Genomic DNA, 21,372 nt, shown 5'->3' on the forward strand with positions numbered 1-21,372 from the left:
CCATGCCCACGGAAATCCCTGACGGTGCTGAGGTGTACCGGGAGGCGTATTTTCGTGGGCTGCATCCTGACCCAGATGTCTGGGTCGATGAGTGGGCTGACGAGTACATGCGTATCCCGCGTGACACCGGTGCCGCTGAGCCGGGCCAGTACCGCACGTCCCGCACGCCCTATGCCCGCGAGCCGATGCGCTGCCTGTCGCCGGCTCACCCCTGCAAACGCGTGATCACCATGGTCGCGTCGCAGTTGATGAAAACCCAGATCGCCTTGAACTGGATCGGCGGTCTGATTCACATGGCGCCGTCGAACATCCTGACCCTGCTACCGAGCCTCGGCCTGGCCAAACGGGTGTCATCTCGGATCGGCAAAACCATTAAGGCGACCCCGGTTCTGCGTGAACGGGTGGCGTCTAGCCGTTCACGAGACTCACGCAACACCATGGACACCAAGGAGTTCGAGGGTGGTTCTCTGTACGTCACCACCGCCGGTTCTGCGGCCAACCTTTCGGAGCTGTCGGCACGCTACGTTTACGGTGATGAAATCGACCGCTGGGAAGTGGACATCGGTGAGGAGGGCGACCCTATCGAGCTGGCGGAAACCCGAGGCAGTACCTTCGGCCGCAACGCCAAGTTCTACTTCTCCAGCTCACCGACCATCAAGGGCGCCTCGCGGATCTCCGACCTGTTCGAGGGCAGCGACCAGCGTTATTACTACGTACCATGCCCGACCTGTGGGCACATGCAGACCCTGGAATGGGAACGCCTTCACTACTCGAAGGACTACAGCGTGGTGCACTACCAGTGCGCTGGGCCTGAGTGTGACGTGCTGATCGAGGAGTACCACAAGGGCGAAATGCTCGCCAACGGCGAGTGGCGTGCCCATGCCGAAGGCGACGGCGAGACCGTTGGCTTCCACCTCAACGCGTTGTATTCGCCGCTTGGTTGGATGGACTGGAAGTCGCTGGCCAAGCAATTCGAGAAGGCCAAAAAGGCCCAGGCTAAAGGCGATCTAGAGCCCATGCAGGTGTTCTACAACACCCGCCTGGCGAAGGTCTGGGACGCAGCCCAAGAGCAAACCAAAGCCGATGTGCTGAGAAAACGGGCGCGGCTGGAAGGCTTCACCCTCGGCTCACTGCCGGCGGCGGTGCTGATGATTACCGGCTCCGTCGACGTCCAGGCGAACCGCTTGGAGTTCATGGCGATGGGGTGGGGCGCCGGCATGGAGCGCTGGGTCGTCGACTACCAGGTGGTCTCGGGTGATCCCGCAGATGAGCGCACCTGGGCGGCCTTGGACGAATTGCTCAAGGCCAAATATCGCCATCCGTGCGGTGTCGGCCTCGGCATTCTCGCGGTGGCCGTCGACTCCGGCGGTCACCACACCGATGAGGTCTATCAGTTCTGCCGCGTACGCCGCTGGCGGAACGTGTTCGCCATCAAGGGGGCGAGCAAGCCCGGCAAGCCGGTCATTGCTCAACGCCCGTCGATGGTCGACGTGACATGGAAAGGTCAGACCGAACGCAACGGCGCCGAGCTGTGGTTCGTCGGTACCGACACGGCCAAGGACTGGATCTACAACCGCTACCCGTTCGAATCTGGACCGGGTGCACTGCACTTTGCCAATGACCTGCCGGACGATTTCTTCGACCAGTGCGTCGCGGAGCGCAAGGTTGCGCGCTACATACGCGGACACAAGCGCATTGAGTGGGTCAAGGGTAAGGCCGAGCGTAACGAAGCACTCGACTTGATGGTGTATTGCCTGGCCATGGCGCACTACCTGGGTCTCAACCGTTACAAGGAACACGACTGGGAGCGAGTGCGTCAGTCCCTGGCGCAGTCTGGTCTGTTCGACGACGCATTGGGCATCAAGCCTGTTCAAGGCGAACGTGTCACCGGCCCAGCAACACCGGTTGCTGCACTGCAATCGGCTCCACAACCTACTGCTCCGGTCGTGCCATTGCGACCGGCAGCACCGCCACCTCAACGCCGCAGCTCCACCAGCGGTTATCTGAAGAGACGCTGATATGTCCTTTACCCAAAAGCACCTCGACGCGGTTGAGGCGGCCATCGCACGTGGTGAAAAAGTCGTGCGCTACACCGACCGCACCGTGGAATACCGCACCATCGATGAACTGCTCAAGGCGCGCGATCAGATCCGCACTTCGCTGGTCAACTCAGCTGGCCCGCGCTCGCGCGTGGTCAGGCTGTACCACGGAGGCAAAGGAGTCTAATGGCCCGTCACTATCCGACGCTGACCCGTAATGGATTCGTGCTGCCATCGAACATCAAGGCCAGTTACGAAGGCGCCGGCGAAGGGCGCCGTTCCACTGGCTGGGATGCTCCCGACAATGGAATCAACAGCATCAACACCCCGGCATTGCGCAACCTGCGCTCGCGTTCGCGGGCAGCGGTTCGTAATGATCCGTATGCCTTCAATGTGATCGACAAGCGCGTCAGCAACCTGATCGGCACGGGCATCACCCCTCGGCCGACGACCGACGATGACGCGTTACGCAAGTTGCTGCAGGAGCTGTGGGGGGATTGGGTCGATGAATCGGATGCGGATGATCGCACTGACTTCTACGGCCAGCAGGCTCTGGTGGCGCGCACGGTTGAAACCTCGGGCGAGTGTTTTGTACGGCTGCGACCGCGCAGCCTGGACGAGGGTTTGGCGGTTCCGCTGCAGTTACAGATTCTGGCCCCGGAGTTTGTCCCGCACGACAAGTACGAGAGCACCAAAAGCGGTAACACCATCCGCGCCGGGATCGAGTTCAACCCGGGGGGCAAGCGGGTGGCGTACTGGATGTACCTGTCGCATCCACGCGATGCGGCCTCGCTGAACGCCGGCTACAACCAGTTGGTCCGCGTGCCGGCCGCCCAGGTACTACACATCTTCGAGCCCGTAGAACCCGGTCAACTGCGCGGGGTGCCGCGATTGTCACCGGTGCTCAAGCGTCTGCGCAGTCTCGACAACTACGATGACGCGGTGTTGTTTCGCCAGGAGGTGGCCAACCTGTTTGCCGGCTTTATCAAGCGGCCGACACCGGAGTCGGGACCGGTTCCCAGAGATCCGGTGACCGGGGCGCCGCTGAGCCTGGATCGCGATGGTTTCACGCCGATGGTCGCGCTGGAGCCGGGCACCATGCAGGAGCTGGGGCCAGGTGAAGAGGTGGAATTCTCCAAACCACCGGACGCGGGCAACAACTATCCGGACTTCATGCGGCAACAACTGATGGCTGCAGCAGCCGGTTCCGGCACGCCTTACGAGATCCTCACCGGCGACATGCGCGGGATCAACGACCGAGCGCTGCGGGTGGTGCTCAACGAGTTTCGGCGCCGTCTGGAACAACTGCAATTCGGCGTTTACGTCCACCAGCTTTGCCGCCCAGTGCGGGCCGCCTGGATGGACATGGCCGTGTTGTCCGGTGTCCTGGTGCTGGGCGATTACGCGCAAAAGCGCCGTGACTACCTGCGTACCCGTTGGGTGCCGCAAGGTTGGGCCTACATCCAGCCGGTGCAGGACGTTCAGGCTCGTCGGATGGAAGTGCAGGCCGGTTTTGCCTCACGCAGCGAGATGGTCCTGCGCACCGGCTACGACGCCGAAACGGTCGACTTGGAAAACGCCGCCGATCTGGCGCGGGCCACGGCGTTGGGCCTCAACTACAACACCCTGGATGCCGTCGATACAACCGACGACAAGGAGCAACCATGAGCAAAAAAGCGCGACCGCGCGTTTACAACCGGGCAGGCAAGCGGGTGCAGGTTCAGGACAAGACCTGGTATGCGTTGCAGGCCAGCGGTGAGGCCGTCGAGCGGGTAATCGAAGTCTTTGTCTACGGCGAGATCGGTACCTGGGGCATTACCGCCAATCAATTTGTTCAAGACCTGCGCGCCATGGACGACGGCGTCTCCCCGGTGATCGCGGCATTCAACAGCATCGGCGGGGATTTGTTTGACGGGCTGGCGATGCATAACGCGCTGTCGCGTCTGGGCGAGCGTTGCACCGGCCGGATTGATGCCTTGGCTGCCAGTGCCGCCAGCGTGGCGGTGTGCGGTGCGCATCGAGTGGTGATTGCGGCCAACGCCATGCTGATGATCCACAACCCCTACACCTATGCTGGTGGGGATGCAGAGGACTTCCGCCGAGTTGCTGATGTGCTGGATCAGACCCTGGAGGCGATCATTGCGGCCTACAAGGCCAAGGCGCCCGACATCGATGACGCCGAGCTGCGGCGTATGGTCAGCGCCGAAACCTGGCTGACGGCGAATGAAGCCGTGGCCCTGGGTTTGGCTGACGAAGTCGGCGACGGCATCACGGTCAAGGCCTGCCTCGGCCAAGGCGCAGTGTTGCAGCGTTACCAGCACGCGCCCGCTGACTTGCTGGCTCAGCTCGACGAACCACCCGAAGAGGATCCGGAGCTGGAGCCTATCGATCCGCCGTTGGTGCCAGTGGTGGTCGACTCGGCCAAGTTGGCACTGATGATCACCCAGCGCTGTACGGCGGCGGGCATCAGTAACCTGGTCGAGCCGCTGCTTAGCTCGACCCAGCTCGAAAGCGAAGAGATCGTCCTGGCCGGCCTGACTCGGGCCAAGGCGGTGAATGACCTCTGCGTGGCTGCCCGCTTGCCGGAGTTCAGCGCCGAGTACGTTGCGGCGGGGCTGGATGCTGCGGCGGTCCGGGCTCGTCTGTTCGACAAGATTGTCACCAGCGGCAAGGGCTTTGAAATCGACAACAGTCTGCCGCTGGACGACGACCCAGTGCCTACGGTGCTGGCCAAACAACCTGATCCCACCTCGATCTGGGCCTCGCGACAAGCGGCTCAATCTGGCACTGCGCGCGGCGCGAAAGGAGCAAGAGCATGACCATCAAAAAAGAGCCGATCCACACGGGCGAGTTTCTCCTGTCCGAAGGCGCCGGGAACATTTCGCGGGAAACGATCAACGTCGCCGCTGGCCCCGCGCTGAACTCGGGCCAGGTACTCGGCCTGGTCACGGCTTCGCGGGAATTCGCGCCGTATGACCCGAACGCCGAAGACGGGACTCAGGCTGCCGTGGCGATTCTCTACGGGCCGCTGGGCGAGTCGGACATTGTGCGCCGTGGTCGCGCGGTGGTGCGGCTGGCGGAAGTCAGCGAAGTGCATCTGACCGGGCTGGACCCAGAGGCCGAAAAGGATCTGGCCACCCATTTCCTGATCGTTCGTTAAGACCCTCAGTCACGTTTCCCCAGCCCGCCTTGAGCGGGCTTTTCAATTTCTGGAGAGTACCCATGGCCGACATCGCCATTTTTGACGACGAAGCGTTTACCGTTACCGCGTTGACCGCTGCACTCAACGATCAACCTTACCTGCCGGGCCGCATCAGCAACCTGGGCCTGTTTCGCGAGGAAGGCATCACCACCCTGACCGTTCAGATCGAAAAGGACGGCGACACCCTGGCGCTGGTGCCGGCTGGTGAGCGGGGCGGTTCTGGTCTGGTGGTCGCAGCCAGCAAGCGCAACCTAATCCCGTTCAACACCGTGCACCTGCCTGAACGCTTCACCATCAAGGCGGATGAGATTCAGGGCATTCGTGCCTTCGGTACCCGCACCGAGCTGCAGGCGGTGCAAGACGTGGTCAATACCCGTCTGGCCAAAGCGCGCCGTCAATTGGATGCAACCCACGAGTTCCAGCGCATGGGCGCACTCAACGGCCTGATCCTGGATGCCGATGGTTCTACGGTGCTGCTGAACCTGTATGACCGCTTCGGTGTGGAACGACAGGAACTGTCCATGGGCTTGGCCGACCCGAGCACGGAGCTGCGGGTCAAATGCGGCGAAGCGTTGGATATGCAAGAAGACGCGCTTGGCAGCGTGACCAGCACCAGTTCCCGCACCTTCTGCGGCAAGAACTTCTGGAACAAGCTGATCGTTCACAAATCGGTCAAGGAGACCTACCTCAACAGCCAACAGGCGGCGGCTCTGCGGGGTGACGCCCGGGAGAGCTTCGAGTTCGGTGGAATCATCTGGGAGCGCTACCGTGGCAAAGTGGCCGGTGTGTCTTTCGTCCACGACGATAAGGCGCTGCTGGTCCCTGAAGGTGTGCCGGATCTGTACATCTCGGTGTTCGCGCCGGCCGACTACATGGAGACGGTCAACACACAGGGCCTTCCGTACTACAGCATGATCGAGCCGCTGCCTTTCAATAAAGGCATGGCTGGCGAAGCTCAGTCCAACCCGCTGCATTTGTGCACTCGACCTCGCGCCCAGATCCTGCTGGAACTCTGACCGTGGGCTTTCGTGACCTGGTCGCCGAGGTCGACGCGGTGGTGTTCGAAACGCTGGGCGATACCGCACGGATCGAGGGTCGCGAAGAGCCGGTGTTCGGCATGTTTGCCGCGCCCTGGTTGCAGCCGAAACTCGGCAAGCTGAACACCGGCTTACGTGAGCCTCGGTTCGAGATCCGTGTCAGCGATTCGCAGGGCCTTGTTCGTGGGCTGTTGGTCAGCATCGATTTGCCTGCCTTGGATGGCGGCGGCGATTACGATCTGCTGCAGCTGGAGCCGAGCGGCGACGGTCTGGTCGCCTTGATCCTGAGGTTACGCCCATGAGCGTCGGTAGCCATTTCAAACCCTCGGCCGGCGGCGGGATGATCTCCATCCAGTCTTCGGCCGCAGACCTTCAGGCGTTTCAGGACTTTGCCAAGTTGGTGCCCAAGGCTGCAGCCACTGCGCACCGACGTGCGATCAACAAAACGTTGGGGTGGTTGCGCACGCACATCGCCCGGGCTGTCAGTCGACAGGAGCGCATCGCCGTCGCGGCGGTGCGTCAACGCTTGCGCAGTTACCCGGTGTCCGGCGGGGCAGCGAGCGGCAAGCTCTGGTTTGGTTTGAATGCCATCGAGTCCAGCCGGATCGGTCGCGCACGGCAGACCGGCAGCGGCGTATCGGTGGCGGGGCGGCGTTACCAGGGCGCGTTCCTGAAGAAGGTATACGGCAACAAGCCGGACATCTGGATTCGCACCGCGAGCAAGCATTTCAACGCGGACGATTACCCCGATAGCACGGTGTCACCCGGTCACGGGCCGAGTTCGGGGTGGGTCGCGGAAAACGGCAGTCGCTTTCCGTTGGCCAAGGCCAAAGTGTCTCTGGAGCAAGCCCGTCCGCACTTTGAAAGCTGGGTACAAAAGGCCGATGAACGCTTGCTGGAGATCCTGAAACAGGAGCTCAACTTTGAGCTGCAGAAGTACCTCAAGAGGATCGCTTAATGGCTGATCAACCTTTTAGCCTGGACCAGCTTTACTTGGCGGTCGAGCAGCACCTGGCGACTCATCTGCCGGGGGTTCAGACCGTGAGTGCCTGGCCGAACATCCAAGACCGCATTGCGTTGCCGGCGGTGTTTCTGGAACTGGCCGAGATTGAACCGGGCACCGACATCGGCACGGGCGAAACGACACTGGTGTGCAAGTTCGAGGCGCGCATCATCGTTGACCCGATCCAGCTTCTTCATCAGCAGCAGGCCGTGCAGTTGGCCACCCAGCTCGCCGTGATACTGCGGGCACAGACCTGGGGGCTGGAGGTCGAGCCGGCGGAGTTCGTTCAGGCCCTGCAGGATTGGACCCAGCCGGCATTGGATGGCTACACCGTCTGGCTGGTGGAATGGACTCAGCAGGTTTACCTCGGTGTTGAGGAGTGGCCTTGGCCTGATCAGCCGCCGGGCTCGCTGTGGGTTGGCTTCAACGACGACCCCAAAGAGGACTTTGTCCAGGTGGCGGAATTGTGAGCGGCTACGCGAGCGCCCAGCATGACCGCATGATCGCGGGAGTGGTCAAGGCTTGTTATGTGGTCGGTCTGGACTTGGCCGCCTCCCCGCCGGCGTGTCGCGTCTCGGATGGAGAGTGGACCAGCGCCTGGGTGCGCTGGCACAGCATCGCCGCTGGCAAGGCCAGGCACTGGCGGGCGCCGTCGATGGGCGAGCAGGGGACGTTGGTCAGTGCCAGCGGTGACGTGTCGCAAGGCACCTTCATCCCGGGCTTGTACGGTAATGCCGGCGCACCACCAGATAACCGCGACCACGTCGAAGTCTGGCGCTTTGATGATGGCGGCTCGCTGATCTACGACTGGCAGGCGAAGAGCTACAGCATCACTCTGCCGAGCGGCACGGTGACCATCAAAGTTGCCAGCACGGAGGTGGTCGTAACGGACAGCGCCGTCAACGTGACCACCGGCAACATCAACCTGAAAGCGGCAGTCACTATCGACGGTGCGTTACACGTCACGAAGGGCATCACCAGTGCCGGCGCAATCATTGATGCCGGCGGCAACAGCAACCATCACACGCATTAATTTCAATCCTCGACAGCCCGCCCAGTGCGGGCTTTTTCATGCCTGGAGAAAACATGGCCAAACTCGAAAATCCTACCGCCGAGGTGCCGGCGGTCGCTGAACCCGTGCCGGATCGGCAACTGACTTTCAGCGACCAGGTGTACACCTCGCGCACCCTGATCATTCCCGAAAATGGCCGAACGTTGTCGGTGGCCAAGGGCGTTGTACAGGTCCTGTCCTCCGATACCCAAGCCGTCAGCTTTCTGCGGGCCAACCCAGAGTTCCAACCGCTGAGGGAGTGATTTAGATGATTGGAATGGACCGCCATACAGGCCTGCTCATTTCCGGCGTCGAGCATCTGCGGCAGTCCATTGCGGACATCTTGGGCACGCCGCTGGGAAGTCGCCGATACCGGCCGGAGTACGGCAGCACGATCCGCCGCTTTGTGGACATGCCGGTTAACGAAGGTTGGAAAAGTGCGGTGCAGGCCGAGGTAGCGAGGGCGTTGGGGCGCTGGGAGCCGCGCTTACGGCTGGAGCGCGTGCGCGTGCTGTCCGTTCTGAATGGGGCAATCAATATTCAAATTAGCGGCGAATACCTCGGTGAAGGTGTCTTGCTGGAGGTGAGTGTATGAGCGTCGTCAACCTGTCGGCGCTGCCGGCGCCGGATGTGCTGGAGCCGCTGGATTTTGAAGACATCTATCAGGAAGTGCTGGCCGATTTCCGGTTTCAGATGGGCGATAACTGGACGGCGTTGCTGGAGTCCGACCCGGTTGTAAAGCTGCTGGAAGTCGCGGCCTATCAGAAACTGATGAGCCGGGCGCGCATCAACGATGCGGCGAAGTCCAGTTTGTTGGCCTATGCGCGGGGCACGGATCTGGACAATCGCGCAGCTGACTACGGTGTCGAGCGCTTAACGATCACCGAAGCGGACCCTGATGCATTCCCGCCGATTCCGAAGCTGATGGAAAAAGACGATGCGCTGTTGTACCGCACTCAGCTTTCATTGGAAGGCCTCTCGGTAGCGGGCAGTCGCGGGGCGTATGAGTTTCACGGCCTGAGCGCGTCGGCCAACGTGGCCAATATCTCGGTGGACTCCCCGACGTTCAAGGCGGCGGAGATCAGTCAGGCGCTGCGCGATCAGTTGCCTCTCGGGGCGATTGTCCTGGTGTGTGATTACGCGGCCGGCCTCAGCAATCCATTGCCGGGCGATGTGTCGTTGGCGGTGCTGCCGACATTTGAAAGCACCGTCGAGCCGGCGGCCCTGGTGGCCACGGTGCAAACGGCGCTCTCGGCCGAAGATGTGCGCCCAATCACGGACCGGCCGCGCAGCCAGCTTGGGCAGCCGACGAACTTCAGCATCGTCGCCGCTCTGGAGCTGTTAGACGGTCCGTCTTCGGTGGTGGTGCTGGCGGCGGCCAATGCCGCCCTGGCGACGGCGGTGAAGGCGGCGCGGGAATTAGAGGGCGAAATGTCGCTGTCGGCGATCTATGCCGCCTTGCACGTTTCGGGCGTGCGCCGGGTGTTGCTGACGCAGCCCACGGCGGATGTGATTTGCGATAAGCGGCATTACCCGAACTGCACCTCGATCAAGGTCACTGGAGCGGTCGTCTCATGAGCCGGCTGTTACCGCTGAACAGCACGCCGCTGGAACGAGCGCTGGCCACGGCTTGTGACTTGGGAATCGACCCGGAAGTTATCCGTGGCGTGGCCGACTCGGCGCGCTGTCCGGTGGATTTCTTGCCGTGGTTGGCCTGGGCCATGTCGGTCGAAGGCTGGGAGGCCGCCGATACCGAAGAGCAGCAGCGCGCGCTGATTCGTGAGTCGATTCCGGTGCACAAGCGCAAGGGCACGGTCGGTGCGGTGCGCCGCGTGCTGAAGGCGGTCGGGGTGAAAGCCGAGTTCAAGGAGTGGACGCAAATCCCCGGCGCGGTGCCTTACACCTTCCAGTTGATCGCCTGGGCCAACGACAACCGGGGCGGCGAAGGGTCGATTCTGTCCCCGCAACTGTTCGAACGACTGCGCGCTCTGGTCGATGCCACGAAGAACGAACGCAGCCACTACACGCTCAAGGTCGGCGCACGGTTTGACGGGGGGTTGCGGTTGGCCAATGCCAGCCAGACCCGGCAACTGGACCGCCGGACGCTGGAAGCCCAAGGCGTGCCGATGGATACCGCCGAGTCAGCCCTGGGGTTGGCCAACGCGTCCAGCGTCCGCTGTGTGATTCATCTAAGCGCCGAGCTGTTAGGCGTTCCCATCCATGCAGAGCAGGGTTTTGCGGTCGCTAACGCGCACCGCACCCGTATCGTTGTTCGCGCCACTATGGAGGCCGTTCTCGTATGAGTACCCCGTTACAACCCCTGATCACCAAGGCCGGGTTGGCCGCCATCTGGCGCGCCGACAACACCGGTGTGGCGGCCGAAATCACCCATATCGTGGTGGGCACCACGGGCTATAGCCCGGTCAACACGCAGACCGCTTTGCGCGCCCAGGTGGCGAAATACGCCATTTCCGATGGTCAGCGCCTGAGTGACACCCTGATTCACGTCACGGCGGTGGCCGACGATGCCAAGGCCTATTGGGCGCGTGAGGTGGGCTTTCTGCTGTCGGACGGCACGCTGTTGGCGGTCTGGTCGCACCCCACCGAGGCGCTGACCTACAAGTCGGCCAACGCCGAGTTGCTACTGGCCTACGACTTGTCGCTGACGGCGTTGCCAGCCAATAGCGTCACCATCACCTCGACCGGCGCGGGCTTGAACCTGACGCTGTCGGCCGAGCTGGCCGCGCTGGCTACGGCGCAGATTGCCGGAATGCTGCGCAGCGTTAAACAGCAAGACGCGCTCGACAGCCAGGACAAGCTGCACCAGTTGGAAGGCCAACAGATCCTCAACCTGATGGACCGCATGCGGGCCGCCGAGCAGCGCCAGGACACTGACCGCGACAGCCTGTTGACGGCCATCGCGGCCAATGCCACGGGGTTAATCACCCTGCAAAACCTTTTCGCCAAAACAACCTTAGGAGCTTGACCCTATGAGCCTCGAATCTGTAATTGCTGATCTAACCAAGGCTGCATCCGACCTTATTGCCACGTTCAACGGCAAGAAAAACGAAATCACGGCGGCGGTTAACGCGGCGATTGCCGCCGCCCCTGAAACGTCCCGCGCCTGGTGGGTGGACCCGGTCAACGGCCTTGACACCAATGCCGGCACCACTGTCGCCGCACCATTTAAGACCATCGGCAAGGCGATGTCTTCGACGCCGTCGAGCGGTCAGTGCACGGTTTTCTTGATGAATGACTACCCGATGGCCGCGAACATCCCGGTCATGTGCGCCTATCTGTTGATTTACGGTATCTATGCGGTGTCGTCGGGCATCACGCCAAAATTCCGACCGCAGTATTACCAAGGCACGGATGGGGCTACACAGCTCGCGGGCTTTATCTGTTACAGCCAGGCCAACAATGTCGAGTTTCGTAACATCGACATTGTGTTGCCATCGGTGGCGGGTGTGTTGCCGGTTCCGACCCTGACCCGCATCAACAGCTTTATCAAGACCAACTCGTCCTCCTCCTTGCCGCCGGCGGTGGGGGTTATGTTGCAGACGGTAGTGGTGACCAAGGCGGCGGACTTTTACGGCGCGCTGGTTGGTCTGTCGGTTTCTTCTCTGGCGCTTGGCTGCTTTCAGGTGACATTCCCGAGCGATATGGCGGGTAAATATGTCAGCACCGTGGGCTCGCCGGGTGGCACTGCCACCAACACGCTGACGCAAATCACCACCAATCTGGTCACCATTTAACCCCGCTGATACGGAGCGCACTTTATGCAATTGCAAAACATCAACGTCGTACATGGCGGCCAAAGCTATGTGGGCTTTTCCTTTTTGGCCTTGCCGTTGGCGGCTGCGCTGATTGTTGCAGCGCAGCAAATTGACCAGGCGGCCGACGTGGCTCGTCGTGCGGTGCTGGGCGACTCGCTGCGCGCCCTGGAGTATGAGCGCGCCGCTGCCGAGGCCAAGGCCTTTGCCGCTGCCGGTTATGCCGGCGCCATGCCGCCCTCGGTGCAGGCCTGGGCCGATGCGGCCGAGCTGGAGCCGCAAGCCGCGACCGACAGCATCATTGCCGAGGCTGATGCCTGGCAGTCGGCGCTGTATGCGATCCGCGCGGCCCGCCTGAAGGGCAAGCAAAGGGTGCTCAAGGCCACCAGTCACGACGCTGCTGAGGCGCTGACTGACGCTGCTATCGCAGAGATCCGCGAAAGCATCGCCGGGGTCGGCAACGCTGCCTAACCCCTGATTCAACCGCCTTGAGCGCCCCGCATTGTCGGGGCGTTTTTGTTTGTGCAGACAACCGCGCCGGACGCGGTTGTTTGCTTTTTGGAGATTGGCCTTATGAGTTTTTTTCACGGCGTCACAACCACCGATATCAAAACCGGGGCGCGCACCATTTCCTTGCCGTCGTCTTCCATTATCGGCCTGTGCGACACCTTCACCCCGGGCATCCTCGGCGGCGGTACGGCACTGGCCGGCGAGCTGAAGTTGATCACCACCGAGCGCGAAGCCATTGCCGCCTTCGGTCCCGATTCGGCGATCACCAAGGCCTGTCAGGCGATCTACACCAAGGCCAAGGCAGTGATCGTCGCCATCGGTGTGCCGAAGCTGGAAGACGCGGCGCTGCAAACCTCGGCGATCATTGGCGGGGTTCTGGCTTCCGGTAAGCGCACTGGCCTACAGGCCTTGCTCGATGGCAAAAGCCTGTTTAACGCCCAGCCGCGACTGTTGATCGCGCCGGGGCATACGGCCACTCAGGCGGTGGCCACGGCGCTCGATGGCTTGGCGCAGAAGCTGCGCGCGATCGGCATTATCGATGGGCCTGGCACCACGGATGAGGCCGCCATGGCCTACGCCGACAACTTCGGCAGTCGCAACCTGTTCATGGTTGACCCAGGCGTGCAGTACTGGGACACCGGCCTGAGCCAGACGGTCGATGCCCCGGGCTCGGCCTGGGCGGCGGGCTTGTTTGCCTGGACCGATGCGGAGTACGGCTTCTGGGCGTCGCCGTCGAACAAGGAGTTCGTGGGCATCACCGGCACGACCCGGTCCGTCGAGTACTTGGACGGCGACGAGACGTGCCGGGCGAACCTGCTGAACAACGCCAATATCTCGACGATCATCCGCGACGACGGCTATCGCCTGTGGGGCAACCGCACGCTGTCGAGCGATCCGAAATGGGCGTTCGTCACCCGCGTTCGCACGCTGTTCATCCTCATGGATGCCGTGCAGGCCGGCCACAAATGGGCCGTTGACCGCTCGATCACCAAGACCTACGTCAAGGACGTGACCGACGGCCTGGAAGCTTTCATGCGCGACCTGAAAGCTCAGGGCGCAATCATCAACTTCGAGGTGTACCCGGACACCGAGTTGAACACGGCCAGCCAAATCGCCCAGGGCAAAGTCTATTGGCGCATTCGCTTCACCGACGTACCGCCGGCTGAAAACCCGAATTTCCTTTTCGAGGTCACCGATCAGTGGATGACCGAAATTCTTGAAGCAGCCTAAGGGGCCTAGTCAATGATTCCTCAAACTTTGTTTAACACGAACCTGTTTGTTGACGGCGTGAGCTTTTCCGGCGACGTGCCGAACCTGACCCTGCCCAAGCTGACCACCAAGACCGACGAGTATCGCGGTGGCGGCATGGCCGGTGCCATCGAAATGGATCAGGGGCTGGAAAAAATGGAGGCGTCCTTTGTCACCAAGGGCGTGCGCCGTGAGTCGCTGAAGTACTTCGGTCTGGCCGATGGTACGGCCTTCAATGCGACTTTCCGTGGTGCCTTCAAGGGGCAAAAGGGCGCAGTGACGGCGGTGGTCGCCACCCTGCGCGGCCGGCTCAAAGAGGTCGACCTGGGCGACTGGAAAGCCGGCGACCCGGCCGAGATCAAGCACGCCATTGCGGTCAGTTACTACAAGCTCGAAATCGACGGACGCCTGATGTACGAAATAGACATGGTCGCCGGTATTCAGGTGATCGACGGCAAAGACCAGCTCGCCGAAGTGCGCACCGCGCTCGGCATGTAAGGGAATAGATCCAGATGAAAGCTACTGATAAAGAACTGCCAGCGTGGCTGGCGGTCACCGCTGAGAGCGCCGTCGTGACCCTCTCGCGTCCCAGCGATGCCAACGGGGTCAAGGTCGAGACGTTGACCTTGCGAGCCCCGGCTGTGCGCGAAGTGCGGGCGGCCGACCGTGCCTCTAATGGCGATGACGAGCAGCGCGAGCTGATGTTGTTCGCAGGCTTGGCCGAGGTCGGCCTCAAGGATCTGGAAGGCCTCAAGCTGGTGGACTATCGCCGTGTACAGGCGGCCTATTCGCGCCTGGCACCCGATACCGATTACTCGACGTCGATGCCGTCGTGGTTGTCGGTCAACACCGATAACGTGCTGGTCACGCTGTCGTGCCCGAGCGAAATCAACGGCGTCACGGTCGATAAGTTGGCCTTGCGTTCCCCGACCGTGCGCGACGTGCGTTCGGCGAATCGTGAGGCGGGCGGCGATGACGAGCAGCGCGAGCTGGTGTTGTTTGCCGAGTTGGCCGGTGCGCCTGTCGCGGATCTGGAGGGCCTGAAGCTGGTGGATTTTAACCGCCTGCAGGCCGGCTATTTTCGTATGGACCAAGACAACGGGGTTTGACCCTGGCGTCATAAAGATGGCCGCGAAACGTCTGGCGGCGGAAACCGGATTTTCCGCCGCAGAGATTCTGTCGATGCCGTTTGCTGAGATGGTGTGGTGGCTCACGGATTGAGCCGCCTTCGGTAAGGCTGTGCAAATGGGGGCCATAACATGGCGAACAAGATCGCCCTCGGGCTGGTCATCGGCGGCGCCGTCAGTTCTACGGTCGGTGCTGCGTTCAAAGACGTGACGGGGCGTATCAAGCGCCTCGAGGCAGAAGGCAACAAGGCGCGTGTGCTGCAGCGCACGATTGGAGACACCATTCGCCTGCGCGATGAATGGAAAAAGGCCCACGACAGCGGCGCCGCCGGTGCCTCCAAGTTGTTGAGTCGGCTGAACTTCAACCTCGATAGCTTGAAAAAGCAGGGCGTCGAAGTCGGGCGTCTGGAGAAGTCCTATCGGGCCATGGGGCAGGCGGCCAATAAATCCGAGCTGAAGGCGAAGGGGCATCAACAGCTGGATGCCGGAAAGTCCGGCGTGAAAAAAGCGGTCGGCGCCGCTGTCGTCGGTGTGGGCTCTATGGCGGTGCCGACGAAAGTCAGCGCGGACTTCGGCGCCATTGTGCGGGACATCGCGATCAAGGCCGGCATTGCCAACAAGCCGCAAGAACAGGAGATGTCGCGCAAGATCATTGATACCTCGCGTGACACCGGCATGGCGCGCAACGACGTGGCCGACGTGGTCAACCAGCTGGTTGGCGCCGGTATGGAGTTGAGCAAGGCGCTGGAATATGCGCCGGTCGCGGCCAAGTTTGTTGTGGGGCAGGGGTCCAACGGTGTCGACACGGCGAAGATGATCAACGCCCTGGGGCAAAACGCCAAGATCACCGACCCGAAACAGATGCAGCAGGCGCTGGAAGCGATTGCCTATCAAGGGCAGGCGGGCAGCTTTGAAGCGGCCGACATGGCTAAATGGTTCCCTGAGCTGTTGGCCAACATGGGCAGCCTGGGCATCACCGGCATGGATGCGGTGACGCAGTTGGGCGCCATGCTGCAAGTGCAGATGAAGTCGGCTGGCGGCGCCGATGAGGCGGCCAACAACCTCAAGAACTGGATGGGCAAAATCGGCTCCGGCGACACCGTCAAGGCGTATGAAAAGGCCGGTATCGACTACAAGGGTTCGATGCAGACCGGTTTGCAAAACGGTATGTCCACGCTGGAAACCAGCATGGCGTTGGCGCAGAAGTACATTCAAGCCACCGATCCGAAGCGCGCGGCGGCGATGGCCAAAGCGACCTCCGAAATCAGCCAGCAAGCCGACCCGGAGAAAGCCAAGGCCATGATGGCCTCTCTGGAAGAGTCGCTGCGCACTGGCGACCTGTTCGCTGACATGCAGGTCAAGGCCGCGCTGTCGGCGTTCATGCAGAACAAGGCGCTGTACAGCCAGCTTAAAAACGATTCGCGCGATGCAACAGGCATCCTCGACAAAAACCTCAGCGAGCGGCGTGAGGCGTCGTCGCAGAAGTGGGCCGAAATGGCTCAGTCGATGGATGACGCCATGCGTAGCGTGGGGGATGCCTTGCGCCCGGTCACGGACACGGTGGCCGAGGCGCTGACCAAGGTCACCAAAAGCATTACCTCAATGTCTGACAGCGCGCCCGGGGTGGTGACGGGGATGGCGTTGGTCGGTGGTGGATTGGTCACGCTCACGGGCCTGTTCAGTTCGTTCAAGATGGGTAAAGGGCTGTTCAACCTGGCGCGCGGATCGCTGGGTGGCGGCAAGGCCGGTGCGGTGCAAAAGGTCTTTGTCACCAACGCCGAGGACGGCGGTGATGGCGAAGGCGCGGGGGCCAAGGGCAAGACCGGCAAAGCGCTGTCTCTGGTGGAAACCGGGCTCAAGGCGGTGGCGGCTTTCACGGGCAAGGGGGCCGAGGGCGCCGATGATGAAACGGGCGACAAGGACGACAAAAAGCCCGGCAAATTCGATGTGATCGCGACCGGCCTAAAAGTGGTTTCGATGGCGAAAGACGTCGCCTCAGGCGACGGCGAGGGCGGTGAGTCGGGATCTGCTGACGACGGGGTCAAGAAGGTTTTCGTGGTCAACGCGGGCGCCCTGGGCGGCGGCGCTGAAGGCCCTGGGGAAACGCGCCGGCGTGGACGCGGGTCAAGGCGCAATGCTTCGCGCCGGCGGCCGTTGCCTCGGCCGGGTAGTTCTTCGCGCTCGCCTATTCCGGGGACGCGGCCGCCGGTGCCAGTGCCGCGTCCGTCGATTCCACCGGTACCGGTTCCGGCCGGTTCGCTGGCCCGACTGGGCGGGGTGGTGCAGGCGGTCGGCAAGATCGGCAAAGCCGCCAAGATGATTCCCGGCGGCGCGCTGATGGATGCCGGCGCCATGGCCTTCGAAACCTATGAGAATGCCAAGACCCAGGGCGAACAGGCCGAGGGTTATGGCGCGGCTGCCGGCAATCTGGCGGGCACCATGGCGGGCGCGGCGGCCGGCGCGGCCATTGGCTCGGTGGTGCCGATTATCGGGACCGCCATTGGGGGCTTGATTGGTGCCTACCTCGGCAGTCAGGGCGGCCAGATGTTGGGCGGCGCCGTGGGCAAGTCGGTGTTTGGTGGCGAAGATGAAAAGCCCGAGGCAAAACCGGAAGCCAGGCCGGCGCCGCTGCTGATGGCGCCTCGCCCTGGTCCGGCGGTTCCTAGCTTGGCCACCCTGACTCAGCCGCTCAATGGGGCGACCGATCCGGGCAATAAGGCGAACGGTTCCGGCGCGTTGCTGATGGCTCAGGCGCCGGCCCCGCAAGGGCCAGTGCTGGGCGACGTCGCTCGCGCCATGGCCGTACAGGCGCCGACTAAGCCGGCGGCCGTGGCCATTCAGCCCAAGGAGCCGGAGAAGCCGGCACCGACCAAAGTGGATCAGCAGTTTCAGTACTCGCTGAGCATGCCGGTCACGGTGCAAGGGGATGTCAAAGACCCGCAACGCTTGGCTCAGGACTTGATGCCGCACATGCAGCGGATGATGGCGGACGCAGCGAAACAGAACGCTACCAAGCTGTACGACGAACCCCACGTGTAAGGAGGCCGCATGGCGTATATGGAACAGTTGCAAGCGGGGCTCAAGTACTTGGTCGAGGCCGGGGAGGCGGGGCGGCGCAGTGCGGACGGCATGCTCGGCCCGGTCAACGGCGCGATCAGTGAAATCACTGGCGCGGCGTCCGAGCTGGAAAACATCCCGTTCGTGGGGCCGGCGATCGGCGCCAAGCTTCAGCGGGTGATGCGCGGCGTCGACGCGGCCCAGGCCAAGGTCGGGCAGGTGGTGGCGGTGTACGGCCGGGCGACCCGGGCGGCCGCCGAAGTACAGGAACGGATGGGGACGCTGAAGGAACAGGCGGGCAAGGCGTCGACGGCGATCAACAACATCGCCGGCAAGGTCAGTCCGTCGTTGGCCAACATCGTGCCCACCAGTTCCTTTGCCGTGGATGCCACGCCAGCGCCGGAGGCGGTGAAGCCGTTCCCGCACTTGCTGATCATCCAGCCGCGCGACCCCAAGGAGCAACCCTACTATTTCAACCTGGACACGGCGGCTTTCGACGAGCTGAGTCGTTCGACCGAATTCCGCTGGGCTTCCCAGGAACGCTTGTCGCGCCGACCGGCGCAGCAGGCCATCGGGATGGGAGAGGAAAAGCTCACGCTCAAAGGCACGATCTACCCGGGCTTCAAGGGTGGGCTCAAGCAGCTCGATACGTTGCGCACCATTGGGGCCAGGCTTCAGCCACTGACCCTGACCACGGGCTATGGCGAGGTGATTGGGACGTGGTGCCTAAAGAACATCGCCGAGGAACAGGGCGTACTGATGCACGGCGGGATTCCGCGTAAACAAGGGTTCACTCTGGAGTTTGTGCGCTATGGCGACGACATGCAGAACGTCTGATGGGGACATGCTCGATGTCATTTGCCATAACGTTTATGGCCATTTGCTGGGCAGCGTCGAAGCGGTGCTGGATGCCAATCAGGGGTTGGCGGATGAGCCCCAGCCCTACCGCACCGGCGTGGTGATCTATCTGCCGGATCTGCCCAGCCCGACCGGGGAGGGGGTCAGCTTGTGGGATTGACCTCGGGCGCTACCGCCGCCGGCGGCCCGTTGCGTTACGCGTAACGGCCCTTTGTTTTTTGCCCCGCCATGTGCGGGCTTTTTTTTGGATTAAATCCATGACCCCCATGTTTCGAATCGTGGCCGATGGCGCCGATGTGACGGCCAAGATCAATGATCGGTTGTTGTTGCTGCGCACCTCTGACAAGCCCGGGATGGAGTCCGACGAGTTTGAGTTGCGCATTGATGACCGAGACGGCCAGGTGGTGCTGCCTCGGCGTGGCAGCTCTATCGAGATCTACCTGGGCTATGCCGAAACATCCTTGGCGCGCCTGGGGCGTTACGCGGTGGACACGGTCGAGGTGTCGGGTCCGCCGGACACGATCGTGATCAAGGGCAAGGCCAGTGACATGCGCGGCAGTGGCAAGACCATCCGCAGCGGCAGCTGGGAAGACGTGCCGCTGTCGACGATCGTGGCCGATATCGCCGCGCGCAATGGCTGGCAGCCGGTGTGTCCGGTGACGACGAAAGTCGCCCGGGTGGATCAGCTCAACGAGTCCGATTTTAATTTCATCACGCGCTTGGCCAAACAGTACGACTGCACGGCCAAGGTGGCCGACGGCAAGCTGTTGGTGATGCCGCGTCAAGCGGGCCAGACGGCCAGCGGCAAGGCGTTCGGCGCGATCACCCTGACGCGTAGCGACCTCAGCCGCTGGCAGTTCAGCCTGGGCGATCGCAACTCGCACAAGGCCGTGGCGACCAAGCACCAAGACAAGAAGACCGGCAAGCTCGCCACCGTCTCGGTGGATAACGACGACGCCCCGGATGGCTTGCCGGCGGTGCATACCGATCGGCATATCTACCCGAACAAGACCGCCGCCGAGTCGGCCGCCAAGGCACGTTTGGCTGCGTTCAATCGTTCGACCGCTGACGTGCGTTTCGAGATGCCCGGCCGGACTGACATCTTTGCCGAGCGATTGATCAACGCCCAAGGTTTCAAGGTCGGCCTTGATGGCGAGTACTTGGCGGATTCGGTGGAGCAGGTGTTTACCCAATCCGGCTGGTCGACCACCGTCGAGTGCAATGCCGGCAAAAACGGTAAATCCAAGGGTAAGAAAAAGAAGACAGCGGCGCCGCTCAAGGTTGTGAGCGTCGAGAAGCAATAGCGCATCCCATCGCCGCCTGAGTGCGGTTTTTTTATGTCAGGAGTGTGTATGTCCATTACGGAGCAACAGCTACAACGCATCATGCCCAACGCCCGCCGCCAAGCGGGCGTTTTTGTATCCGCCCTAAACGCGGCCATGGCGCATCGGCAAATCAATACGTCGAAACGTCAGGCGGCGTTCCTGGCCCAAGTTGGTCATGAGTCGGGCCAGCTGCAGTACGTCCGTGAGTTGGGTGGCGATCAGTACCTGAGTAAATACGACACCGGCAATCTGGCCGCGAAACTGGGCAACACTCCTGAAACTGACGGAGATGGCCAGCGCTATCGCGGTCGCGGCCTGATCCAGATTACCGGCCATAGCAACTACCTGCGCTGCAGCCTGGCGTTGTTCGGTGACGAACGTTTGCTGCGGACCCCTGAGTTGCTTGAGCTGCCGCAGTGGGCTGCCGAGTCGGCCGCGTGGTTCTGGTGGGTGCGCGAGCTAAATGCCCTGGCAGATCGGGGCGAGTTCGAGGCGATCACCCGCAAGATCAACGGCGGCCTCAACGGCTTGGCGGATCGACTGGAGTTGTGGGGGCGGGCGAGGGCGGTGCTATGCGTCTCGTCGACCTGATCCCCGCGCCGTACCGTCTATTAGCCGTTGGCGTGCTGGTGACCGCATTGGTCGGCGGATCCGCCGCGTCGGCCTGGAAGGTTCAAGACTGGCGCTACGGCAAACAACTCGCCGAACAGGCCGGCCTGCACAAGGACGATCTGATCGCCATCAGCAACGCCGCCGTTGACCAGATGCGCACGGCACAGGACAAACGCCTGGCCCTTGAGCAGCGGCTGTCGACCAGTGAACAAACTCACTACAAGGAACTGAGTGATGCTCAACGCAACCAGACTCGCCTGCGTGATCGCCTTGCCACTGCTGATCTGCGCCTGTCAATCCTACTCGACGCCACCGATACAGCCAGTGGCGACACAGTGTCAGCCTCCACTCCAACCGGCGGCGTGGTTCATGGCGGAACACGAGCCCAACTTGACCCAGCGCATGCTCAACGAATTATCGACATCACCGATGCCGGCGACCAAGGACTGATCGCCCTGGCTGCCTGTCAGGCCTACGCCAAAGAAGTCTCAACAGCGAAGTGAAAAAGAGCGACCGGGGTGGATGCGTCA

The 21,372-nt window shown here is 62.2% G+C and carries 26 protein-coding genes and 1 pseudogene; all 27 read left to right on the forward strand.

Annotated features, from left to right (window positions below):
* The first annotated feature begins 2 nt into the window (after nucleotides 1-2).
* The 27 genes and pseudogenes from MO767_RS22635 to MO767_RS22765 all read left to right on the forward strand — a co-directional run bounded on the left by MO767_RS22635 (nucleotide 3) and on the right by MO767_RS22765 (nucleotide 21,345).
* On the forward strand, nucleotides 3-2,018 hold the full coding sequence (locus MO767_RS22635) for a phage terminase large subunit family protein (RefSeq protein ID WP_282482314.1): 2,016 nt from the start codon (nucleotides 3-5) through the stop codon (nucleotides 2,016-2,018).
* 1 nt (nucleotide 2,019) lies between these two features.
* Entirely contained in the window at nucleotides 2,020-2,226 is a 207-nt protein-coding gene (locus MO767_RS22640) for a hypothetical protein (RefSeq protein WP_282482315.1), read from the forward strand.
* Entirely contained in the window at nucleotides 2,226-3,707 is a 1,482-nt protein-coding gene (locus tag MO767_RS22645; protein WP_282482316.1) for a phage portal protein, read from the forward strand. Before MO767_RS22640 ends, MO767_RS22645 begins: the two co-directional genes overlap by 1 nt.
* Nucleotides 3,704-4,858: a head maturation protease, ClpP-related gene (locus tag MO767_RS22650; RefSeq protein ID WP_282482317.1), complete on the forward strand. Its 1,155-nt coding sequence runs from the start codon at nucleotides 3,704-3,706 to the stop codon at nucleotides 4,856-4,858. Before MO767_RS22645 ends, MO767_RS22650 begins: the two co-directional genes overlap by 4 nt.
* Nucleotides 4,855-5,199, forward strand: coding sequence for a head decoration protein (locus MO767_RS22655; protein ID WP_282482318.1), 345 nt, complete (start codon nucleotides 4,855-4,857; stop codon nucleotides 5,197-5,199). Before MO767_RS22650 ends, MO767_RS22655 begins: the two co-directional genes overlap by 4 nt.
* Nucleotides 5,200-5,261: 62 nt before the next feature.
* On the forward strand, nucleotides 5,262-6,257 hold the full coding sequence (locus MO767_RS22660; protein WP_282482319.1) for a major capsid protein: 996 nt from the start codon (nucleotides 5,262-5,264) through the stop codon (nucleotides 6,255-6,257).
* A gap of 2 nt (nucleotides 6,258-6,259) precedes the next feature.
* A complete protein-coding gene (locus MO767_RS22665; RefSeq protein WP_282482320.1) occupies nucleotides 6,260-6,580 on the forward strand; it encodes a hypothetical protein in 321 nt (106 codons plus the stop codon).
* Complete coding sequence (locus MO767_RS22670) at nucleotides 6,577-7,236, forward strand: hypothetical protein (protein WP_282482321.1); 660 nt, start codon at nucleotides 6,577-6,579, stop codon at nucleotides 7,234-7,236. Before MO767_RS22665 ends, MO767_RS22670 begins: the two co-directional genes overlap by 4 nt.
* Complete coding sequence (locus MO767_RS22675; RefSeq protein WP_282482322.1) at nucleotides 7,236-7,751, forward strand: hypothetical protein; 516 nt, start codon at nucleotides 7,236-7,238, stop codon at nucleotides 7,749-7,751. Before MO767_RS22670 ends, MO767_RS22675 begins: the two co-directional genes overlap by 1 nt.
* 29 nt (nucleotides 7,752-7,780) lie before the next feature.
* Entirely contained in the window at nucleotides 7,781-8,314 is a 534-nt protein-coding gene (locus tag MO767_RS22680; protein ID WP_282482344.1) for a phage baseplate assembly protein V, read from the forward strand.
* A gap of 53 nt (nucleotides 8,315-8,367) precedes the next feature.
* Nucleotides 8,368-8,595, forward strand: a complete 228-nt coding sequence (locus MO767_RS22685) for a hypothetical protein (RefSeq protein ID WP_282482323.1) — start codon at nucleotides 8,368-8,370, stop codon at nucleotides 8,593-8,595.
* 5 nt (nucleotides 8,596-8,600) lie between these two features.
* Nucleotides 8,601-8,927 carry a GPW/gp25 family protein gene (locus tag MO767_RS22690; protein WP_282482324.1) on the forward strand — a complete coding sequence of 109 codons (327 nt, stop codon included), beginning with the start codon at nucleotides 8,601-8,603 and terminating at the stop codon, nucleotides 8,925-8,927.
* Entirely contained in the window at nucleotides 8,924-9,910 is a 987-nt protein-coding gene (locus MO767_RS22695) for a baseplate J/gp47 family protein (RefSeq protein WP_282482325.1), read from the forward strand. The genes MO767_RS22690 and MO767_RS22695 overlap by 4 nt, the downstream gene beginning before the upstream one ends.
* On the forward strand, nucleotides 9,907-10,635 hold the full coding sequence (locus MO767_RS22700; RefSeq protein WP_282482326.1) for a phage tail protein I: 729 nt from the start codon (nucleotides 9,907-9,909) through the stop codon (nucleotides 10,633-10,635). The genes MO767_RS22695 and MO767_RS22700 overlap by 4 nt, the downstream gene beginning before the upstream one ends.
* Entirely contained in the window at nucleotides 10,632-11,318 is a 687-nt protein-coding gene (locus MO767_RS22705; protein ID WP_282482327.1) for a phage tail protein, read from the forward strand. Before MO767_RS22700 ends, MO767_RS22705 begins: the two co-directional genes overlap by 4 nt.
* 4 nt (nucleotides 11,319-11,322) lie before the next feature.
* Nucleotides 11,323-12,087: a hypothetical protein gene (locus MO767_RS22710; RefSeq protein WP_282482328.1), complete on the forward strand. Its 765-nt coding sequence runs from the start codon at nucleotides 11,323-11,325 to the stop codon at nucleotides 12,085-12,087.
* 24 nt (nucleotides 12,088-12,111) lie between these two features.
* Nucleotides 12,112-12,576, forward strand: a complete 465-nt coding sequence (locus tag MO767_RS22715; protein WP_282482329.1) for a hypothetical protein — start codon at nucleotides 12,112-12,114, stop codon at nucleotides 12,574-12,576.
* Nucleotides 12,577-12,678: 102 nt separating this feature from the next.
* Nucleotides 12,679-13,845, forward strand: a complete 1,167-nt coding sequence (locus tag MO767_RS22720) for a phage tail sheath family protein (RefSeq protein ID WP_282482330.1) — start codon at nucleotides 12,679-12,681, stop codon at nucleotides 13,843-13,845.
* Nucleotides 13,846-13,857: 12 nt separating this feature from the next.
* Nucleotides 13,858-14,361 (forward strand): phage major tail tube protein, encoded by a 504-nt coding sequence (locus MO767_RS22725; RefSeq protein ID WP_282482331.1) that lies wholly within the window; start codon nucleotides 13,858-13,860, stop codon nucleotides 14,359-14,361.
* 14 nt (nucleotides 14,362-14,375) lie between these two features.
* Nucleotides 14,376-14,660, forward strand: a pseudogene (locus tag MO767_RS22730) (phage tail assembly protein); the annotation flags it as partial.
* A 27-nt stretch (nucleotides 14,661-14,687) separates the two neighbouring features.
* Nucleotides 14,688-14,972 carry a phage tail assembly protein gene (locus tag MO767_RS22735; RefSeq protein ID WP_282482345.1) on the forward strand — a complete coding sequence of 95 codons (285 nt, stop codon included), beginning with the start codon at nucleotides 14,688-14,690 and terminating at the stop codon, nucleotides 14,970-14,972.
* A 150-nt stretch (nucleotides 14,973-15,122) separates the two neighbouring features.
* Nucleotides 15,123-18,029 carry a phage tail tape measure protein gene (locus MO767_RS22740; RefSeq protein WP_282482332.1) on the forward strand — a complete coding sequence of 969 codons (2,907 nt, stop codon included), beginning with the start codon at nucleotides 15,123-15,125 and terminating at the stop codon, nucleotides 18,027-18,029.
* Nucleotides 18,030-18,038: 9 nt separating this feature from the next.
* Complete coding sequence (locus MO767_RS22745; protein ID WP_282482333.1) at nucleotides 18,039-18,884, forward strand: phage tail protein; 846 nt, start codon at nucleotides 18,039-18,041, stop codon at nucleotides 18,882-18,884.
* A complete protein-coding gene (locus tag MO767_RS22750) occupies nucleotides 18,859-19,065 on the forward strand; it encodes a tail protein X (RefSeq protein ID WP_282482334.1) in 207 nt (68 codons plus the stop codon). Before MO767_RS22745 ends, MO767_RS22750 begins: the two co-directional genes overlap by 26 nt.
* A 97-nt stretch (nucleotides 19,066-19,162) precedes the next feature.
* Entirely contained in the window at nucleotides 19,163-20,209 is a 1,047-nt protein-coding gene (locus MO767_RS22755; protein ID WP_282482335.1) for a contractile injection system protein, VgrG/Pvc8 family, read from the forward strand.
* Between the two features lie 48 nt (nucleotides 20,210-20,257).
* Nucleotides 20,258-20,821 carry a glycoside hydrolase family 19 protein gene (locus tag MO767_RS22760; protein ID WP_282482336.1) on the forward strand — a complete coding sequence of 188 codons (564 nt, stop codon included), beginning with the start codon at nucleotides 20,258-20,260 and terminating at the stop codon, nucleotides 20,819-20,821.
* Nucleotides 20,803-21,345, forward strand: coding sequence for a lysis system i-spanin subunit Rz (locus MO767_RS22765; RefSeq protein WP_282482337.1), 543 nt, complete (start codon nucleotides 20,803-20,805; stop codon nucleotides 21,343-21,345). The genes MO767_RS22760 and MO767_RS22765 overlap by 19 nt, the downstream gene beginning before the upstream one ends.
* Nucleotides 21,346-21,372: the final 27 nt, after the last annotated feature.

The organism is Pseudomonas sp. UYIF39 (genome assembly GCF_029963765.1).
Taxonomy (GTDB): Bacteria; Pseudomonadota; Gammaproteobacteria; order Pseudomonadales; family Pseudomonadaceae; genus Aquipseudomonas.

Bases quoted from the DNA above. Each gene is read 5' to 3' on its own strand.
- MO767_RS22635 (WP_282482314.1), top strand. From the start codon at position 3: ATGCCCACGGAAATCCCTGACGGTGCTGAGGTGTACCGGGAGGCGTAT.
- MO767_RS22640 (WP_282482315.1), top strand. From the start codon at position 2,020: ATGTCCTTTACCCAAAAGCACCTCGACGCGGTTGAGGCGGCCATCGCA.
- MO767_RS22645 (WP_282482316.1), top strand. From the start codon at position 2,226: ATGGCCCGTCACTATCCGACGCTGACCCGTAATGGATTCGTGCTGCCA.
- MO767_RS22650 (WP_282482317.1), top strand. From the start codon at position 3,704: ATGAGCAAAAAAGCGCGACCGCGCGTTTACAACCGGGCAGGCAAGCGG.
- MO767_RS22655 (WP_282482318.1), top strand. From the start codon at position 4,855: ATGACCATCAAAAAAGAGCCGATCCACACGGGCGAGTTTCTCCTGTCC.
- MO767_RS22660 (WP_282482319.1), top strand. From the start codon at position 5,262: ATGGCCGACATCGCCATTTTTGACGACGAAGCGTTTACCGTTACCGCG.
- MO767_RS22670 (WP_282482321.1), top strand. From the start codon at position 6,577: ATGAGCGTCGGTAGCCATTTCAAACCCTCGGCCGGCGGCGGGATGATC.
- MO767_RS22675 (WP_282482322.1), top strand. From the start codon at position 7,236: ATGGCTGATCAACCTTTTAGCCTGGACCAGCTTTACTTGGCGGTCGAG.
- MO767_RS22680 (WP_282482344.1), top strand. From the start codon at position 7,781: ATGATCGCGGGAGTGGTCAAGGCTTGTTATGTGGTCGGTCTGGACTTG.
- MO767_RS22685 (WP_282482323.1), top strand. From the start codon at position 8,368: ATGGCCAAACTCGAAAATCCTACCGCCGAGGTGCCGGCGGTCGCTGAA.
- MO767_RS22690 (WP_282482324.1), top strand. From the start codon at position 8,601: ATGATTGGAATGGACCGCCATACAGGCCTGCTCATTTCCGGCGTCGAG.
- MO767_RS22695 (WP_282482325.1), top strand. From the start codon at position 8,924: ATGAGCGTCGTCAACCTGTCGGCGCTGCCGGCGCCGGATGTGCTGGAG.
- MO767_RS22700 (WP_282482326.1), top strand. From the start codon at position 9,907: ATGAGCCGGCTGTTACCGCTGAACAGCACGCCGCTGGAACGAGCGCTG.
- MO767_RS22705 (WP_282482327.1), top strand. From the start codon at position 10,632: ATGAGTACCCCGTTACAACCCCTGATCACCAAGGCCGGGTTGGCCGCC.
- MO767_RS22710 (WP_282482328.1), top strand. From the start codon at position 11,323: ATGAGCCTCGAATCTGTAATTGCTGATCTAACCAAGGCTGCATCCGAC.
- MO767_RS22715 (WP_282482329.1), top strand. From the start codon at position 12,112: ATGCAATTGCAAAACATCAACGTCGTACATGGCGGCCAAAGCTATGTG.
- MO767_RS22720 (WP_282482330.1), top strand. From the start codon at position 12,679: ATGAGTTTTTTTCACGGCGTCACAACCACCGATATCAAAACCGGGGCG.
- MO767_RS22725 (WP_282482331.1), top strand. From the start codon at position 13,858: ATGATTCCTCAAACTTTGTTTAACACGAACCTGTTTGTTGACGGCGTG.
- MO767_RS22735 (WP_282482345.1), top strand. From the start codon at position 14,688: ATGCCGTCGTGGTTGTCGGTCAACACCGATAACGTGCTGGTCACGCTG.
- MO767_RS22740 (WP_282482332.1), top strand. From the start codon at position 15,123: ATGGCGAACAAGATCGCCCTCGGGCTGGTCATCGGCGGCGCCGTCAGT.
- MO767_RS22745 (WP_282482333.1), top strand. From the start codon at position 18,039: ATGGCGTATATGGAACAGTTGCAAGCGGGGCTCAAGTACTTGGTCGAG.
- MO767_RS22750 (WP_282482334.1), top strand. From the start codon at position 18,859: ATGGCGACGACATGCAGAACGTCTGATGGGGACATGCTCGATGTCATT.
- MO767_RS22755 (WP_282482335.1), top strand. From the start codon at position 19,163: ATGACCCCCATGTTTCGAATCGTGGCCGATGGCGCCGATGTGACGGCC.
- MO767_RS22760 (WP_282482336.1), top strand. From the start codon at position 20,258: ATGTCCATTACGGAGCAACAGCTACAACGCATCATGCCCAACGCCCGC.
- MO767_RS22765 (WP_282482337.1), top strand. From the start codon at position 20,803: ATGCGTCTCGTCGACCTGATCCCCGCGCCGTACCGTCTATTAGCCGTT.